Here is a 17,102-nt window from a genome sequence, read left to right as displayed (position 1 = left end):
AGTCCTCGACCGCCGATCCCATTTCCCCGAAAAATACTGGAACTGCCGATGCCGAGTTTTCATAACGGCGAAGTTGAAATTGCCTATCTCGACGAAGGCGAGGGCGATCCGATCCTGCTGGTGCACGGCTTTGCCTCGACCAGCAATGTGAACTGGGTCTATCCGACCTGGGTGTCCGAACTGAGAAAAAACGGCCGCCGCGTCATCGCGCTCGACAATCGCGGCCATGGAGATTCCGGCAAGCTCTATGACGCCGCGGCCTATGAGGTCGCCACCATGGCCGGCGATGTCATCGCGCTGATGGATCATTTGAAGCTCGAACGCGCCGATGTGATGGGCTATTCGCTGGGCTCGCGGATGACGGCGGTGCTGGCGCGGCAGCAACCGCAGCGGTTGCGCTCGGCGATTTTCGGCGGCATCGGCATCGGCCTGATTGAGGGCGGCGGGCCTGGCGAAAACGTCGCGGCGGCGCTCGAGGCGCCGTCGCTGGAGGATGTTACCGATCCGGTGGGACGAACGTTTCGTGCGTTCGCCGACCAGACCCGCAGCGATCGCCGGGCGCTGGCGGCCTGCCTGCGCGGCTCGCGCCGCCTGATGACCCGGGAGGAGGCCGCCGGCATTGCGGTGCCGGTGCTGATCGCGGTCGGCACGGCAGACGAAATCGCGGGCTCGGCGGCTGCCCTGGGAAAGATCATCCCGGGCGCCGAGGTGCTTGATATTCCAAACCGCGACCACATGCGGGCCGTCGGCGACAAGGTCTACAAGGCGGGCGTGCTGGATTTTCTCTCACGGCGGAGGTGAGGTCTCGGCTTCGTCGCTGCGGGCAAAATGCCTGACCAGTGCGATCAGCGCGACGAAGCTGGCAACCCATGCGAGGCGCGCGCCGTAGCGGTCATGCGGTCCCGATATCACACCGCAGACAAAGGCGTTGCCGAGCAGCGCCAATGTCACCGTCGCCGCGAGCAGCGTGAGATCGTCGAGCCGCCGCCGCCAGATCGCCATCGCGAAGATGGCAACGACCGCCATCATCGACGCCAGCGCGACCGGCACGTGCAGCCGGTTGATGGCGGCAAAATCGATGTCCCAGTGCTGCTGATGCGCCGCGCGCATCGACTTGAGTTGCGAGGGGATATAGCGCTCGATGATCCCGTAGGTATGGGCGACCCAACCGTGGGTGCCTTCACCGGTTCCGACCAGGACCAGTTGTTGCGCGGTGGCGACGATGGCGGCCTCGGCCTGGCGGCGCGGATATTCGACGAGCGAACGCCGCACGATCAGGCCCATCTCGTCGTTCAGGCCCGTGAAGCGGCCGAGCGTGTTGAACATGCTGCTGCCCCACAGGAACCTGTCGGCGGTGTCAGGCAGTTCATTGCGATAGGGGCAGAGTTTCAGTTTCTGCCGCGGGCAATGATCGTCAAGATATTGCTTGACGATTCCGTCCTGCAGCATCCGGCCGAACGCCACGCCGTAGCCGCCGGGCGTCCATGCCAGCTGTCCTGACAGGGCGAAGTTGGCGGATAACAGCATGGCGGCGCCGGCAACGAGGGTCAGGCTGCCCTGCAGCAGTCCGGAAACGGCGATCCGCCCGCGCAGAAAGGGGGCCGCGATCCAGCCGGCGCAGCACAGCCCGAGCAGTACGGCCAGCGTGGCGCTGTGGGTTGCCGCGGCGAAGGCCGTGAACGCGAACAGCGAACATTTTTCGATCGTGGAAATCCGGCTCCCGTGCACGACCAGGATGAACAGCGCCAGCACCGACAGGCCGGTAAAGATGTCGGTCAGAAGCGTCGAGGCGAGCCAGGGCAGTGCCGTGGTCAGGATCAAAGCGAGGCTGATCGCCGTCAGCCGCCATGGCCGGAGCATGCCGAACACGCGCAGCGTCAATTGCACGATCCACAGCGTCGCCAGCGCCTGAATACCCAGATTGATCCAGAAGCTCGAATCCTCGCCGAAATGCAGATAGAGCCCGAACACGGTGGACCGGCTGGGGACCAGGTAGCCTTCGTACCACCGGGCCAGATAGCCGCCGGTGTCATACTGCAGCAGCGGATAGCCGTTCCACAGCGCCGGCAGGACCAGCATCAGGGGGATGGCGACGGCCGACACCCAGACCCAAGCCGGATCGGTCACGCGCGCGCGTGTTAAAGTATGTGTGTGAATGCTTCGTCCCCCCAGACCTGCGATCATCATGCCCCGACTGGCACGCCGAAATCCACAAATAGTTGGAACCCGGACCGCTTGATTTTCCAGAATTGCGGGCCACTTTGAGCCGACGCCTGCAGGAAAGTGGTTCTCGGCCTGGCCAAGAAATCGTGCTGTTTCAATGTTTTGGCGCAGTTTCCTGACGGGGACCGCAGGCTCGCTGGGCCTGACGCGGGACAGCCGTCCGTCCGTCGTGCTATGGTGCGCGCCGGGAACATCAGAATTTACGAGAGCAACCCATGGCAGTGCATCAGATCAATCCGCAGGGTGCCAAACTGGCGGCGCTCGATCCGATCTGGGATCGGGTGCGCACCGAGGCGGAAGATATCGTCCGCCGCGAGCCGGAGCTCGCCTCCTTCATCTATTCGACCGTGCTGCATCACGACCGGCTGGAAGATTCCGTCGTTCATCGCATCGCCGAGCGGCTCGACCATTCGGCGCTGTCGGGCGATTTGATCCGCCAGGCCTTTGACGAGGCGCTGCGCAACGATCCCGATCTCGGCAATGCCTTCCGCGCCGACATGGTGGCGGTGTTCGACCGCGATCCCGCGACCTCGCGGTTCATCGATCCCTTGCTCTACTTCAAGGGTTTCCATGCGATCCAGACCCATCGCCTGGCGCACTGGCTCTATCACAAGGGCCGCAAGGATTTTGCCTATTACCTGCAGAGCCGCGCCTCGGCGGTGTTCCAGACCGACATCAATCCGGCGGCAAAAATTGGCCGCGGCATCTTCCTCGATCACGCCACCGGCTTCGTGGTCGGCGAGACCGCTGTGATTGAAGACGACGTCTCGATCCTGCACGGCGTCACGCTGGGCGGCACCGGCAAGGAGAACGAGGATCGCCATCCCAAGATCCGTCGCGGCGTATTGATCGGGGCGGGCGCGAAAATTCTCGGCAATATCGAGATCGGCCATTGCGCCCGCATTGCCGCGGGCTCCGTGGTGGTGAAGCCGGTACCGCACAACGTCACGGTCGCCGGGGTTCCCGCCAAGATCGTCGGCGAGGCCGGCTGCGCCGAGCCGTCGCGCACCATGGATCAGATGATCAACGCCATCGGAATTTGATTACCAGCCTGCATGGCCGGCAAGCTTGCGGAATCGGATGCCGAATTCTGCAAGTTGGGCTGGCAGTTCGCCTCGTCCCGGCCTAGAACTTGCCGAAACCTAAAATCGCATTGGAGACTGCCGTGGACGTTCAGGAAGTCAGGAAACTCGACGCCTATCTCAAGCGCGTGTTCGGCAATCAAAAGCTTCGCGTGGTGCCGCGGCCGAAAAAGGATGACTCGGCCGAAGTCTATATCGGCGAGGAATTCATCGGCGTGCTGTTCGTTGACGATGAAGACGATGACCGCTCGTTCCAGTTTCAGATGGCGATCCTCGAGGAAGATCTGGTCGATCAGGGCTGAGGCGCGACGTCGTCCTCGTCGCTTCCGTGACACACTCCACTCCCTCATGGTGAGGAGCGCGTTCGGAAGCGCCCTTGCGCTACCGGGCGCGCGTCTCGAACCATCTGGCACACCGCCTGCTGCCATCCTTCGAGACGCATCGCTTGCGCGGCGCTCCTCAGGATGAGGTCGGTACTAATCTCACGGGACGACAAATCTCACCTCGGCCCGCCCAACTGCCGCGTCAGGCGGTCCATCGCATTGGCGACGTCGCGCCATTGCGCCAGCCAGCTCCTTGGAAAGCGAAACGTCAGATCGGCGCCGTCGATGCGACGCTCGCTCAGGCACATGCCGGGGGTGGCGGCGTCGCGCGTGCAGCGCGCGGTGAGATTCGGCGCCTTCGCCAGAAACAGATCCTCGTTGCTGTAGGGCGTGCCGTCGCGAAATGCGCGCATCGTCAGGCCATCCTGTTCGGACGGCGAGGCCTTTTCGAGATAGCGCGGATAGATGGTGCGCACGCGGGCGTCCGGCGCCAGCGTATCGTGATGTGCCGAAATCGACAGGAAGATCCGGTCGATCGGCTGTATCGATTCCTCAACGGTGTCGGCGCTGACATGCTTCGGGGCGTCGGGAGCCTCGAGTGCGGGAAACGTGAAGCTGAGATCGACGCGTTCCTGCGGCCCAGAATGGCGCTGGATTTTCCGGCGTACCGCCATGGTCGGCACGTTGAAGAGGGTCGCTCCGACGCTCACCGGCAACCGCTCCGGACTGCTCGAAGCCCTGGGCCCAAAGGTCGGCCACAGCAGATAGCCGATCACGGCAATCGCGCAGGCCGTGACCGCGCCCCCAACCATGACCGGAATCATGTGGCTGCGGCGACGCCGGCGCGACCGGCGGGCGATGTGCTGGACGGACGAAAGGAAGGTCATGAACCAAACAGCTTGAGGTGGCCCCGGGGGCTCGAATCACCCGCAAATATGCCATGCGCAGGCGGGCTTCCGCACGATTTCGCGCAGATAGCACCCGCGCGAGCCATGTCCGGGGGGCGGTTCCGGGCGCCGGCGTTAACCTTTCCTTAAGGATAGTGTGGCGGCCGCAGGCCAATTTTGCGATGCAGGGGGCAGTTGCCGGACGTTGGCGTTGTGTAGCGGAAGTGCCTTTTGATGTCGCCTGATGCGTTGAATTCCCTGTTCTCCCTTTGCATCGGCTTTGCCTTCGCGGGCGCGCTGGCCAGCGGATACCAGGCCCTGGTAAAACGTCCGGCCGGCTTCGGACTGCTGCAGCAGGGCGTGGCGCCGCAGGCTTTCGCAGCCGTTCCGTTCCTGGTGTTCGCCGCCCCCTTCATCATCATGCGCAACACGCTGCGCGGCGCGCGGATCGAACGTCGCCGCTTCCAGTTCGTGATGATGGCGACCATGCTGGCGGGGTTCTGGAGCCTGATGTCTGGCACGTTCTTCCTGATGACGCTGCGCGCGGCAGGGGTGCTGGCCTGAGCCAAACGTCTATGCCAATGTCGCCGCGAACCGGAGACTGATTGGGCATGGCGATCTACGAACTCGACGGGCAGGCGCCCGAGCTCCCTGCGGACGGAAACTTCTTCATCGCCGACACCGCCACGGTGATCGGCAGGGTCCGCTTGCACAATTCCGCGAGCGTGTGGTTCGGCGCGGTGTTGCGCGGCGACAATGAGTGGATCGAGATCGGTGAAAATTCCAATGTGCAGGACAACTCGACCTGCCATACCGATATGGGTTTTCCGCTGACGATCGGAAAGAATTGCACGGTCGGTCACAACGTCATCCTGCACGGCTGCACGATCGAGGATGACGCGCTGGTGGGGATGGGTTCGATCGTGATGAACGGCGCCAGGATCGGCCGTGGCAGCGTCGTCGGCGCGGGCTCGGTCATCACGGAAGGCAAACAATTTCCCGAATACTCCCTGATCATCGGGTCGCCGGCGCGGGTCATCCGCACGCTCGATCCCGCGCAAGTCGCCAGGATGGGAAGTGCGGCAAAATTCTACGTCGCCAACGGCGCGCGATTCAAAAAAGGCATGAAGAAAATCGGCTGACGCAGGCTGTTCGCGGCGAGTCTCCGCCGATTCCGCAGCTTCGGTTTCTGCGGTTGTTTTTTAGCGCGGGCCGCGCCTGCCCGAACGGGATCCGGACCGGACATCACGAGCCGGGCTTCCGTTGTGGGCTCGCCCCCGTTCCCTTCGCAGGCTTGGGGTTGGGAAGCCGGTCAAAATAAAATCCGCCTGGTCCGGGACGAGGCTGCGACTTTAGTATAATATGCTCCGGTGGCGATCATTTCCGCCCGTTCGCTGTTTACGCCGTTTGCCTCCTTTGATGGACGCTCACCATGCTCACAGCTCCTGCCTATACTTTGCTGCTTCTAAGCGTCATCGTCGGTCTCGGCGCCGCCTTTGTGTGGATGTTCTGGGAATTCGAGCAGTTCAGGCTGCGCCGTCATCACGGTCGCTTCGGGGTGGTCGTCAGACCGCCTCGTCGGAACGGCCCGCGATAGCGCACCGCCCGAAATCGTTGCACCGCGCCGATCGCCGGATAAAAAACAAGGCCGTTGACGCAGTATAACGCCAACGACCTTGCCAGCCCCGGATATTGAAATTGGCTTGCGCCATCCGGTGAATTGCATGATGCCCCGGAACACTACGGGCATATGTGATCCAGTTCACAATCGGCGAGAAAAACTTCTGTCAGGGCCCTTGGGGAGGCTTGGCGGCGGGATGATTCCGCCAACGGCGTGGGCGCTAGACTAGCCCCGCGAATTGGCACGCTTGCGCTGCGACACCGCGCTGCGCTTCTTCTTGATCGACGACTTTCGAACCGACGGTGGACTTGAGGGTTCGGAAGCCTGGGCGCTCGCGAACGACTGGCGCAGGCCGTCGATCGCGCCGGTCAGGCTGCCCACCTGCTCGGACAGTCGCTTGGTCTCGGTTTGCTGTGCGGCCAGCAGCCGCCTGACGGTTTGCAGCTGGTCCTGGACCACTTGCAGCTGGTCGATCGACTCCTGCTGGGTCGCTTCCAGGCCCTTGGTTTTCTCCACCAGTTGCTCGGATGCCTGGGCGGTGCGGGCCTGCAACTGCCTGACGGCAACGACGCGGTCGGGTTCGGGTGACGTGCCGGTGTAGCCGCGCCACAGCGCGATGGATCCGGCTCCGGCCACCAGGGCGACCAGGATGGCGGCGCCGAGTGCAATGGGCTGCGAACTGATACGCGTGAGGCCGTTGTTCTTCGTCTGATTGAATTCGATCATGGGACTCCAAAGCCCGGCAGAAGGCGAAAGTTCCAGCACGCTCGACGCCTGCCCAACGGCATGGCGCTACTACAGAAATCGTTAAGCGGCGACCGGGCCGCCTAATAGCACGGGTGCCGCCGGCCGTCCTGGCCGCGGTAGTTCGCCGACGACTGCCCGCAAAGGCGATCGAAGCCGTCATAGATGCCGTAGGGCCGTTCATTCAGCGGCACCACGACGCGGTCCGGCGGCGCCGTCGTTCCCGGATAGAAATCGGCAGGGCCGTAATTGTGGGAATAGTCGATGATCAAGGGAGCGGCATACACCGCCTGAGCACGCTGGCGATGAACACGGACATCAGCATCGGCGGCCAACGCGGGCACGGAGACCACCACCAGCGCCGCGGCGGCCAGCAATTTCAACTTCATCTCGCCCTCGTTTTCCGTTCCTTGCCAAATCCTAGCGGCATCGGCTGGGGCGGTAAAGGGAAGAGGGGGCCGTTGGAGGGCTCCTCCACCGGGCGTTGCCGGGGCTGTTGGAGCCGAGCCGCGGCCCGAGTGGCGCTGCGATCATACCCGGAACGGCAATTGCAACGCCGACGCGGCGGGGCTCGAACCAAAATATCGAAAACAACCCCATGCACAGATAGCGGACGATCGCTGGCAATGAATGCCTAGTTGGCTAAAATGCCCTGAAATATCAGTTATTTGACCCCAAAAAAGTTGCGGCCAGCCTTTGGGGGAAGGCTGGCCGCGCGCGATCCGGTCTGGGACGGGGAGGGGTGGGGATGTGACCGGGTCGCGTGTCCTGTGATTCCTTGTCTCAAGCGCTCTGTCAGCGATCCCTTGCGCTGGCGGTGGCAACGGCCGGGCGGTTGTCGCCCAGCGAGACCCATACATTCGGATCGCCCTGCGACTGCCGCTTGACGAAGCGGTATCCGGTCTCGGTCCAGGCCAGGACGCTCTCGTTCTGGTTGTCGAGCACGAACTCGCCCTTGTCGCTCTTCACGGTCAGCACCGCGTGGCCTTCGCCCTTCTTGTCGCGCACCACCGTGATCAGCAGCGCTTCCCGCGGCCAGCCGGCATCGATCAGCATCTTGCGCTTCAACAGCACGTAGTCCTCGCAGTCGCCGTATCCGTCTGATGGCAACGACCATTTCTCGATCGTGCCCCAATGATCCATGTCGGTCATCGGCTTGACGGTCTCGTTGACCCACTTGTTGACCCGCACGAGGTCCCGCCATGCCGTCTGCGACATCACGATATCGCGCGGCTGCGATGCGCGGCCCCGGCAATCCACCGGATTGTCGGCGCAGAATTCGACCCAGCCGATCGGCGAGCGCGTGGTGTCGCCAAGGCTGGCATAGAGCGTCTCACCGGCAGCCTGCGCCGGCGCATTCAAACCAATCAGGATGGCGACGACCGCCAATCCTTTCCCCTGTCCCCAACCAAACATTGTGGCCCCCGTTTCTTGTTGGGACCATGTTTCGCACAAAGGTTTTGCGCCGCCGCTAAGTCAGGCAAGTACATTTGAAGCGAATACAAGTAATAGGCGCGGGAAATTCGAAACTATACTTGTATAAAATTAGATTAGAATTTTAGACAACTGCAATTGATTCAAATTGTAGGGATTAAGGAACCAACGCCCGTCGATGCTGGGGTTGCGGCGGCAAAAGCCCGCGGCGTTAACCCAAAATGGCAGGCGCCAAACGGCGAAAGGCGGCATCCGCAACGCGGATACCGCCTTCAAGTCTCGTTAAAAAGAGGGGCTGAGAGGCTGGCGCGCTTTACCGCGCGGTAACCGCGTCTTCGAGCGTCTCGGCCAGCTGCTCGTGAACGAACTCCAGCGCAAAGCCTTCCTCGAGGTTTCGCACCACCCGGGACTGCACCTTGCCGAGCAGCACCAGCGATTTCAGCGGCGGGCGGTTTTCCGCGGCGATGGCGGCGCCCGACAGCGACATGTCGATGATCCGGCAGGTCATCTTGGTGCCGTCTTCGAGCGTGAGCAGCGAAATCGGGTTGCGCGGGATGATACGGTCGTGGCGGCGGTCTTCCGGCAGGTTGAGAATGTCGCGGTTGGCGAGCCAGGTCAGCTGCGCCGCCAGCTTGTCGCGCTTGCGGGCGGTTGCGCCCACGCTCATGGCAAAACCATTGTCGATGATGCGGGTGATCTTGCCCTCGACCCGGCCGATATGGTCGAGATAGGCGATCACGCGGTCGCCGACATTGCCGATGCCCGGCGCCAGCAGCGCGAGGCCGCCCGGCGACATATTGATGATCTGGCAGGGAAATTCGCGGCGGTCCGGCAGCATGTAGCGGCCGAGCAGGTGAACCTTCACCCGCTGGAAGCGTCGGCGCTCCTCGGCGGCCGGCAAAATCGTTCTTCTGTGCGCCAACGCCATCTTCGCCACCCGACCACCGGCTTTTCGGTGTCTCCAAACCCTACGGCCAGCAGGGTTAACGAGGAGTTAGCGGCGGTTGCAAGAAGGGTAGGCAGCCACGCGACCGCTGGTCGCGCGGCATGGTCCCGCTGGCAGGCCACCAAATGGCTACGGAGACCGCTTGAAGGAGCGAAAGTCGCCATCACGCCCGACCGTCGTTCTGGAAACCTCCCGGCGGCACCTTGACCTCCGCGCAGGCGCTGGCACTCTCGCGCCGGGGTTGTGGGGATGCGAATGTCTGATAGTTCGGCCAAGCCGGTTATTTTTATCAGCTATAGCCACAAGGACGAGCCGGAGAAGCCGCGCGAAGGTGAGACCCAGTGGCTCAGCTTTGTCCGGACCTACCTGCAGCCTGCCGTCAAGGATGGCATTTTCGACCTTTGGGTTGACTTGCATCTAACGGGCGGGGCGGATTTAGACCCGGAAATCAAGCGAAAGCTTCAGGTCTGCGACATCTTCATTTTACTCGTGTCGGCAAACTCGATGGCGTCAAACTATATTGTCGATACGGAAATCGCGACTATTCGAGGCCGACAGGCAAGGGGCGAAGACGTCCATTTTTATCCATTGCTGCTGACACCGACACCCGATGCGGGCCTAAACAAAGTCAAAGACAAAAATTTGCGTCCCCGGGATGCCCGGCCATTCTCCGGGCTTTCCTATCATGACCGCCTTCAACATATGACGGAGGTGGCAAATGAGATTGGGAAGATCGCTCAACAGATTGTCGAGCGAAAGGACACGAGATCGCCAAGCTCTCCCGTTGCCTCTCCTGCTTACGTTCACATCAGTAGCCTTCCTGAAACTGCTTACGAACAACTACGTGGACGCGATGATGAATTGAAGCGTCTGGACGACGCCTGGTCCGATCAAAGCATCAATATCCTTTCGCTTGTCGCGGAGGGCGGTGCCGGCAAGTCAGCGCTGATCAACGAATGGCTCAATCGCATGCGCGCTGACAGCTACCGGAAGGCCGAGACAGTTCTAGGCTGGTCGTTCTACAGCCAAGGCACCAAGGAGCGCGCGACTTCGGCGGAGGTGTTTCTGAATTGGACTATCGACAAGCTTGGCATCAAGATCGAAACCACGAGCTCCACCGCAAAGGCGGAAGCGATCGCCGAAGCATTGACGAAACGCCGGGTGCTGCTCGTCCTGGACGGCTGCGAACCGCTGCAGCACGGCCTCGACAAGCAGCAGGGCGAATTGAAGGACCAAGGTCTGCGCGCGTTGCTGCGGCGATTTGCTGCTACGCCGCCGGACCGGGCACATGGACTGGTGGTGCTGACTAGTCGCCTGGCGATCAAGGATATCGCTCGATGGGAACGCGATTCGGCGCCGGTCCGGTACGTAGACAAATTGTCCGATGAGGCAGGTGCGGCGCTACTGCGCGACAATAGCGTGTGGGGAACCGATAGGGAATTGCAGGAAGCGACACGCGACTTCGGTGGCCACGCGCTAGCACTCGGTCTGCTCGCTAGTTTCCTGAAAGAAACACAATACAGTGACGTTCGCCGGCGCGACCATATTCGCGGCTTGCTCCACGATGAGGAAAATCTGCGCCACGATCATGCACGACGCGTGATGGAGTCCTATGAAAACGAGTGGCTTGTTGGGCAGGGGACTTTACTCGCGATTCTGCGCATCATTGGTCTGTTCGATCGGCCTGCGATGGGCGATTGCTTACGAGCCCTACGCAAGAAGCCCGCGATAGCGGGTCTTACCGACATGATTGTCGATCTAAACGAGAGCGATTGGCAGCGAGCAGTTACGCGGTTGCGTTACGCACATTGCTTTCACCGTCGGATCCCTCAGCGCCAGATTCGCTCGACTCACACCCGTTGGTACGGGAATGGTTTGGGGAGAGCTTAAGGAAATCCAACGAAGTGGCGTGGAAGACCGCTCATGGTCGGATCTACGAGCACCTGCGTGACACGACCAACGAAGGCCAGGTCTCGACGATCACACGTCTCGCGTTTGCCCAGATCGAAGCTTTCGCGCCGCTCAGTGGTCTCATCGACGACAGCCCGCCAAAACCGGTTGTGCCCGATGCTGCTGACGTGATGCTCTTGAAAGAGGAAGCTACAAAACAACTCGCTACTGCAGCCGACTATATCAAAACCTGCGGCTATCACCGTCGCGACGAGGAACTGGCCGAACTGCAAGCGGTGCTCCGCGGGGAACGAAAATTCGCCGACCTGCTGCCGCGAGTATGAGCGCCGTAATGACTTAGACGCCCATTCACCCCGCCTTCGCCCCTGCCACAATCCGATAAAACCCCCACAACAGCACCGGACACAGCAAAATCATCGCAGCCCCAAAATCGAACGCCGCACCGGCGCTGCCGGCCCACTTGGCGCAGGCGCCGCCGACCACCGGGCCGAGCATCATGCAGGCAAAGAACATCGTGAAGAACACGCCCATGCCGATCGCGCGGGTCTGGGGCTGCAGCACGCGCGCCGGCAGGCTCATGATCGGGCCGGCGGGCAGGCCGCTGATCAATCCCAGGACGAAGATGACCGGGCGGACGGCGCTGCCGCTGCGCGGCAGCAGCACCATCAGGACGGCGGTCAGAAGCGCGGCGGCGACGACAATGGTCGCCGGACGCCCGGTGCGATCGGCCAGCAAGCCGCCCAGGGGAACGGAAATGACGGAGACCCACAGCACGATGCTGACGGTCGATCCGGCTTCGGCGATCGACCAGCCCTGTTCGACCAGCATCGAAGGCCCGAAGCTGACGATCACGGCGAAGCCGACATTGAACAGGCCCCAGATCAGGCCGGCGACGATCACGGCGAGCGTGGCGTTGCGGTCCAGACGCTGCGGTGCCGTCGTCCACGCCACCGCGACATCGGCCGGCGGCCGGTAAAGCATCGCGAGCAGCACAAGGGCGCCGGCGGCGAAGGCCGCGACGCCGAGATGGGCCGCGCCGACACCGAACTGCGTGCCGATCCACGGCAGCACCAGCAGACAGAGCGCGATGCCGAGTGGCCAGGAATTGACAAGCAGCGCCATCGCGGTGGCGATCTCCTTGCCCGCGAACCAGTCCGTCAGCATTTTCGTCGCCTGAACGCTGAGGATGACGGAGCCCGCACCGCCGATCAGCCGGCCGGCGATCTGCACGCTCCATGACGCGCCCGCCGCCATCATCGCGCTGCCCGCCAGCATCAGCAGCAGCGCGCCGAGCGCCGTCCGCTTGTCGCCGAATCGTTGCCCGATGGCGCCGCCCGGCAATGCCAGCGCCACGCCGGGGGCGAAATAGAGTCCGATCAGGACGCCGATATCGGCGAGGCTGACGCCGAACTGGCTCGTCAGCAGCGGCGCCACCGCGGCGACGCTCTGGAACTGGAAGGCGATGGTGCTGCGAACCGCGAACAGAACGGCGAGGATACCCCAGCGATTGCCCACGCGTCACTCCTGTCGACCTGCTTGCGCAAGCTGAGGCGGCATCGTCGACTTGTCAATTGGCGTGCGGATGATGACGGCACCGCGTAGCAATTGGCATTGCATCCCACTTCACATAACCTGCCTGCGCCCACGCAGCCAAAAATCAACACGCACCGAAGGGCCGGAGGAAACATGCAAGATATCCGCGTAGCCACCTATGACGGCCCCGGCGCCCAGCCGGTCATTCGCACCGTGCCGTGGCCCAAAATTCCGAAGAAGGCGGCCTTGATAAAAGTCGGGGCCTGCGGCGTCTGCGGCACCGATCTGCATATCCTGAAAGGCCACTGGCCAAAGCCGTTGCCGTGGCCGTTCACGCTCGGCCATGAGATCGGCGGCGTGCTGGTCGAGGTCGGCTCGGAATTCAAGGAAGACTTCATGAGCAAGCCGCTCGGCGTGGGATCGAAGGTGATGATCCCGCCGCTGATGCCGTGCGGGAATTGCTATTACTGCATTCATTACCCCGAGAGCGCCAACAAGTGCCTGACGCCGGTGTATTACGGCCGCTATCTCGGCTTCGACAAGGCGCCGCATCTATGGGGCGGCTGGGCCGAATATGTCTATGTCGATCTCGAGATGTTGCCGGGTACCAAGATCTACAAGCTGCCGGATGACATGTCGCTGCGGCTCGGCGCGCTGTCGGAGCCCTTGACCTCCTGCATCCGCGCCTTCAACCGCGCCACCCGCGCCGGCGGGTTCACCTGGGGCGACACTGTCGTCATCCAGGGCTCCGGCCCGATCGGAATCCTGGCGGTGGCCGCAGCACAAGAGATGGGAGCAGGGCGCGTGATCTGCGTCGGCGCGCCGGAAAACCCGCGGCTGAAGCTGGCGCGCAAATTTGGCGCGGAAGCGACCGTCGATATCGAACAGGTCACCACGCCGGAGGCGCGCATCAAGGCGGTGCGCGATATCGTCGGCGGGTTCGGCGCCGACCTCGTGATGGATTGCTCGGGTCATCCGAGCGCCGGTCCCGAAGGCATCGAGATGCTGCGCGACGGCGGCACCTATGTCGAGATGGGCCAGTTCACCGATGCCGGCTCGATCAACACCTCCTGGCATCGCATCTGCACCAAGGACCTCAACGTGCTCGGCTCCTGGGGATTTACCGGCAACGACCTGCCGCTCGGCGTCGACATGCTCTATCGCACCCGCAACAAATATCCCTGGCTGGAGATGCAGACGATCTATCCGTTCACCGAGGAGGGCATCGGCCGAGCGGTGGCGGACGCCATGGCGATGAAGACGGTGAAGTCGACCATCGTGCCGTGGCCGGAACTGGCGGAGTAGAAACTTCACGAATCTCGTAGGGTGGGCAAAGGCGCGCGCTTCGCGCCGTGCCCACCATCCATCAACGCAATGGTGGGCACGTTTCCGCCTTCGCTCTTCGAGCTGCGGCGGAAACTTTGCCCACCCTACGCGAGGCTGTTCGAAGTCCGTCTTCATCCCGCCTTGCGGCGATGGTGGCTATGCAGTTGCGACGACAACAGGCGTCGCCACTCGTTGAACTCCGCGCTGGCGGTATCGCGAGGCCTCGGCAGGTCGATGCTGTACTCATTGTCGATCCGGCCGGGTCCGGGCGACATTACCACGACGCGGTCGGCCAGGAAGATCGCTTCGTCGATGGCGTGGGTGACGAAGAGAACCGTCAGGCCGGTTCGCGACCATATCTCGACCAGCTCGTCCTGCAGCCGTTCGCGCGTCATGGCGTCGAGCGCACCGAACGGCTCGTCCATCAGCACCACCTCGGCGTCATTGGCGAGCACGCGGGCGATGGCGACGCGCTGCTTCATGCCGCCGGAGAGCTGATGCGGATAGACGTCTGCAAAGCGCTGCAGGCCGACGAGGTCGATGAAATGATCGACGGTTTCGCGAATCTCGGCCTTGGGGCGTCCCCTCGAGGTCGGACCGAAGCCGATGTTGTCGCGGACGTTGAGCCAGGGAAACAGTCCGTAATCCTGAAACACCATGCCACGGCTCGGGCCCGGTCCCGATATCGGCACGCCCCACATCAGATTGTCGCCCTGCGTGGCGGTCTCGAACCCGGCGGCCATCCGCAACAGGGTGGATTTGCCGCAGCCGGAGGCGCCGATCAGGCAGATGAACTCGCCTTTCTTCACCCGCAGATTGGCGCCGCGCAAGGCTTCGATCGAGCGTCCGTTCTGCGAATAGGTCTTGCCGACGTTCTTCATTTCCAGGATCGGGATGGTGGCTTCAGCCATGCGAGGGACTCCACGACAGCAGGCGCCGCCCCAGCAGCATCACCAGCTGATCGGACAGGAAGCCGACGATGCCGATCACGATCATGCCGGAGATCACGATTTCGGTGCGCGAGAGCTGCCGCGCTTCCATGATGATGGCGCCGAGCCCGGTTTGCACGCCGGTCATTTCGCCAACGACGATGACGACCCACGCAAAACCGAGGCCAAGCCGCATGCCGGTGAAGATGGAGGGAAGCGCGGCCGGCAGCACGACGCGGAAGAACTGCGCCGAGCCGTTGCAGCCGAGCATGGCGGCCGCCTCGAACAATCGCGGCTCGACCGAGCGCACCCCGAAAACGGTGTTGACCAGGATCGGATAGAACGCGCCGAGAAACACCAGAAAGAATGCGGAGCGTGGTCCGAGCCCGAAAAGGATCATCGCCAGCGGTAGCCACGCGGTGACCGGTACGGGGCGAAGAATCTGAAGGGTCGGATCGATCACCTGCCGCACCAGCGGCACGCGGCCGATCAGCATTCCCAGCGGCAGCGCGACCACCAAGGCCAGCGCGAAGCCGCCATAGACCCGGCTGACCGACGCCAGCAGATGGATATGCAGGGTTCGGCTGAAGGCGTCGTCATTGATGCCGCCAAAGGCGAGATCCTGCAGCTCGAGCCAGACTTCGTGGGGCGGAGGAATCAGGCTGCCCGGCCGCCCCACCGTGAAGACATGCCAGAGGACCAGCATGGCAACCGGAAATGTCGCCGCCAGCAGCAACGGTTTCAGGCGCGGCCGCCACGTCGTTGCCCATGAGCTGCCGCGCCCGGAGAGGGTCTGGTCGTCGTCCCGGGACGCGAGAGTTGTCACGATCAGGTCGGTTTCACCGCATCGACGAAGCTGGTGTCGATGAAGGTGGCGAAATCAGGCAGGCGCTTGATCTGCTTCAGCGCCAGCATGTGGTCCGCATAGGTCTTCGATTGCTGGATTTCCTTGGCGCCAAGCCGCCACGTCAGTTCGACATTGGGCACCGAGGCTTCGATCGCTTCTTTTTTCTGTCCGAGCTTGCTGGACGCCATCGCGACCATGGCGGCCTTGTTGGTGGCCGCAAAATCGGTCGCCCTTTGATGAATGCCCATCATCACGCGGACGAGTTCCGGCTTTTCCGCGATCACGTCGCGATGCGTGCCGAACACCATGTTGAGAGATCCCATCGCCGTCGAATAGGGGTATTCGACCAGCGAACCGACGCCGCTGGACAGCGACACGCCGGGACCAGGCTCGGCGCCGACATAGGCGTCGATGTCGCCGCGCGACAATGCGATATGCATTTCGCTGAACGACACGCGAACCGGCTCGACATCCTTGATCGTCATGCCCTCCATTCGCAGCCGCTCCATGAAGAACACTTCCTGGGTGGTTCCCGGGAATACGGCGACGCGCTTGCCCTTGAGATCCTTGATCGAAGCGATGCCCGCGTCCTTTTTCGCGATGATGGCCATGCCGCGATTGCAGGTGGAGGCGATCACCACGACCGGTTCACCTGCCGCGGCGCCGAGCACGGCCGCCGCAATTCCGAATGCGCCGAAGTCGACCGACTTGGTCACCACGGCGTTCTTGCATTCGGTCGGTGTTTCGAACGGCAGCACTTCGATCTTGTAGCCCGCAGGCACGAACTGATCGTAGAAATAGGGTGCGATGGAATGGATCAACTTGAGCGCGCCGGCACGAATGACAATCGGCTGGCCCTGGGCGCGAACGATCGCCGGGGCTGCGAACAGCCCGACCCCGAGGGCGGCCATGAATTCACGACGGCGGATTCTGGATGTCATCAACGCAACTCCCCTGTTGCGCCGATAAATGCAACAACCATGCCGCCGCAAGCGGATGGCAAGGATCTGCCGCTCCAGGCTGCCGTGACGCGTTGGCCGGGCAGGGACGCTTCGGCGTTTGAAGTTGGCTGGCATCCGCCCGGGCCGTGAAAGGCTGCTTCCAGGGCGGACCGTGCAATTAAATTGGGCACGTTGACTGTCGTGCCGTGGTCCGAGAGCAACCCGCAGCGGTTCGCGTCACATCTCGGCTGTCATCACCCGCGCAGGCGGGTGATCCAGTATTCCAGAGACGGTCGTGGCCATCCGAGATGCCGCCGCGTACTGGATACCCCGCCTTCGCGGGGTATGACGGCCG

At 62.7% G+C, this 17,102-nt stretch carries 18 protein-coding genes; 8 read left to right on the top strand and 10 right to left on the bottom strand.

What is annotated here, in order from left to right:
- The first annotated feature begins 48 nt into the window (after nucleotides 1-48).
- Nucleotides 49-801 carry an alpha/beta fold hydrolase gene (locus Q7T45_RS14340; protein ID WP_304871607.1) on the top strand — a complete coding sequence of 251 codons (753 nt, stop codon included), beginning with the start codon at nucleotides 49-51 and terminating at the stop codon, nucleotides 799-801.
- Here Q7T45_RS14340 and Q7T45_RS14335 read toward each other — a convergent pair.
- A complete protein-coding gene (locus Q7T45_RS14335; RefSeq protein ID WP_304871635.1) occupies nucleotides 787-2,079 on the bottom strand; it encodes a hypothetical protein in 1,293 nt (430 codons plus the stop codon). The two genes, Q7T45_RS14340 and Q7T45_RS14335, sit on opposite strands and share 15 nt — an antisense overlap.
- A 359-nt stretch (nucleotides 2,080-2,438) precedes the next feature.
- Here Q7T45_RS14335 and cysE point away from each other — a divergent pair, with 359 nt between their 5' ends.
- Complete coding sequence (gene cysE, locus Q7T45_RS14330; RefSeq protein WP_304871606.1) at nucleotides 2,439-3,266, top strand: serine O-acetyltransferase; 828 nt, start codon at nucleotides 2,439-2,441, stop codon at nucleotides 3,264-3,266.
- A gap of 122 nt (nucleotides 3,267-3,388) precedes the next feature.
- The gene (locus Q7T45_RS14325) at nucleotides 3,389-3,607 is read left to right on the top strand and encodes a DUF3126 family protein (RefSeq protein WP_304737509.1); all 219 of its coding nucleotides are present in this window, start codon (nucleotides 3,389-3,391) and stop codon (nucleotides 3,605-3,607) included.
- A 197-nt stretch (nucleotides 3,608-3,804) separates the two neighbouring features.
- Here the strand turns inward: Q7T45_RS14325 and Q7T45_RS14320 are convergent, their stop codons facing one another.
- Entirely contained in the window at nucleotides 3,805-4,440 is a 636-nt protein-coding gene (locus Q7T45_RS14320) for a hypothetical protein (RefSeq protein WP_304871605.1), read from the bottom strand.
- Nucleotides 4,441-4,749: 309 nt separating this feature from the next.
- Here Q7T45_RS14320 and Q7T45_RS14315 point away from each other — a divergent pair, with 309 nt between their 5' ends.
- Nucleotides 4,750-5,079 carry a hypothetical protein gene (locus tag Q7T45_RS14315; RefSeq protein WP_304871604.1) on the top strand — a complete coding sequence of 110 codons (330 nt, stop codon included), beginning with the start codon at nucleotides 4,750-4,752 and terminating at the stop codon, nucleotides 5,077-5,079.
- Between the two features lie 47 nt (nucleotides 5,080-5,126).
- The gene (locus tag Q7T45_RS14310) at nucleotides 5,127-5,657 is read left to right on the top strand and encodes a gamma carbonic anhydrase family protein (protein WP_304871603.1); all 531 of its coding nucleotides are present in this window, start codon (nucleotides 5,127-5,129) and stop codon (nucleotides 5,655-5,657) included.
- A 704-nt stretch (nucleotides 5,658-6,361) separates the two neighbouring features.
- Here the strand turns inward: Q7T45_RS14310 and Q7T45_RS14305 are convergent.
- The 4 genes from Q7T45_RS14305 to Q7T45_RS14290 all read right to left on the bottom strand — a co-directional run bounded on the left by Q7T45_RS14305 (nucleotide 6,362) and on the right by Q7T45_RS14290 (nucleotide 9,242).
- Entirely contained in the window at nucleotides 6,362-6,862 is a 501-nt protein-coding gene (locus Q7T45_RS14305) for a hypothetical protein (RefSeq protein ID WP_304871602.1), read from the bottom strand.
- 101 nt (nucleotides 6,863-6,963) lie between these two features.
- Entirely contained in the window at nucleotides 6,964-7,269 is a 306-nt protein-coding gene (locus Q7T45_RS14300) for a hypothetical protein (RefSeq protein WP_304871601.1), read from the bottom strand.
- A 406-nt stretch (nucleotides 7,270-7,675) separates the two neighbouring features.
- A complete protein-coding gene (locus Q7T45_RS14295) occupies nucleotides 7,676-8,296 on the bottom strand; it encodes a transglutaminase-like cysteine peptidase (protein WP_304871600.1) in 621 nt (206 codons plus the stop codon).
- Nucleotides 8,297-8,627: 331 nt separating this feature from the next.
- A complete protein-coding gene (locus Q7T45_RS14290; RefSeq protein WP_304871599.1) occupies nucleotides 8,628-9,242 on the bottom strand; it encodes a PilZ domain-containing protein in 615 nt (204 codons plus the stop codon).
- 273 nt (nucleotides 9,243-9,515) lie between these two features.
- On the opposite strand from Q7T45_RS14290, the gene Q7T45_RS14285 reads away from it, so the two are divergent.
- Nucleotides 9,516-11,150 (top strand): toll/interleukin-1 receptor domain-containing protein, encoded by a 1,635-nt coding sequence (locus tag Q7T45_RS14285; protein ID WP_304871598.1) that lies wholly within the window; start codon nucleotides 9,516-9,518, stop codon nucleotides 11,148-11,150.
- A gap of 14 nt (nucleotides 11,151-11,164) precedes the next feature.
- Nucleotides 11,165-11,494: a hypothetical protein gene (locus Q7T45_RS14280; protein WP_304871597.1), complete on the top strand. Its 330-nt coding sequence runs from the start codon at nucleotides 11,165-11,167 to the stop codon at nucleotides 11,492-11,494.
- Between the two features lie 25 nt (nucleotides 11,495-11,519).
- Here the strand turns inward: Q7T45_RS14280 and Q7T45_RS14275 are convergent, their stop codons facing one another.
- Nucleotides 11,520-12,686 (bottom strand): CynX/NimT family MFS transporter, encoded by a 1,167-nt coding sequence (locus Q7T45_RS14275; protein WP_304871596.1) that lies wholly within the window; start codon nucleotides 12,684-12,686, stop codon nucleotides 11,520-11,522.
- A gap of 171 nt (nucleotides 12,687-12,857) precedes the next feature.
- Between Q7T45_RS14275 and Q7T45_RS14270 the strand changes: the two genes are divergently transcribed.
- Nucleotides 12,858-14,009, top strand: coding sequence for a zinc-binding dehydrogenase (locus Q7T45_RS14270; protein ID WP_304871595.1), 1,152 nt, complete (start codon nucleotides 12,858-12,860; stop codon nucleotides 14,007-14,009).
- A 152-nt stretch (nucleotides 14,010-14,161) separates the two neighbouring features.
- On the opposite strand, the gene Q7T45_RS14265 is transcribed toward Q7T45_RS14270, so the two are convergent.
- The 3 genes from Q7T45_RS14265 to Q7T45_RS14255 all read right to left on the bottom strand — a co-directional run bounded on the left by Q7T45_RS14265 (nucleotide 14,162) and on the right by Q7T45_RS14255 (nucleotide 16,747).
- Nucleotides 14,162-14,941, bottom strand: coding sequence for an ABC transporter ATP-binding protein (locus tag Q7T45_RS14265; RefSeq protein ID WP_304871594.1), 780 nt, complete (start codon nucleotides 14,939-14,941; stop codon nucleotides 14,162-14,164).
- Complete coding sequence (locus Q7T45_RS14260) at nucleotides 14,934-15,704, bottom strand: ABC transporter permease (protein ID WP_304871634.1); 771 nt, start codon at nucleotides 15,702-15,704, stop codon at nucleotides 14,934-14,936. Before Q7T45_RS14260 ends, Q7T45_RS14265 begins: the two co-directional genes overlap by 8 nt.
- A gap of 83 nt (nucleotides 15,705-15,787) precedes the next feature.
- A complete protein-coding gene (locus Q7T45_RS14255; protein ID WP_304871593.1) occupies nucleotides 15,788-16,747 on the bottom strand; it encodes an ABC transporter substrate-binding protein in 960 nt (319 codons plus the stop codon).
- Nucleotides 16,748-17,102: the final 355 nt, after the last annotated feature.

The sequence above is a fragment of the Bradyrhizobium sp. genome (genome assembly GCF_030646015.1).
GTDB lineage: Bacteria > Pseudomonadota > Alphaproteobacteria > Rhizobiales > Xanthobacteraceae > Bradyrhizobium.
Note: the sequence above shows the minus strand (reverse complement) of the source record. Positions and strands in the feature narration are given on the sequence as shown.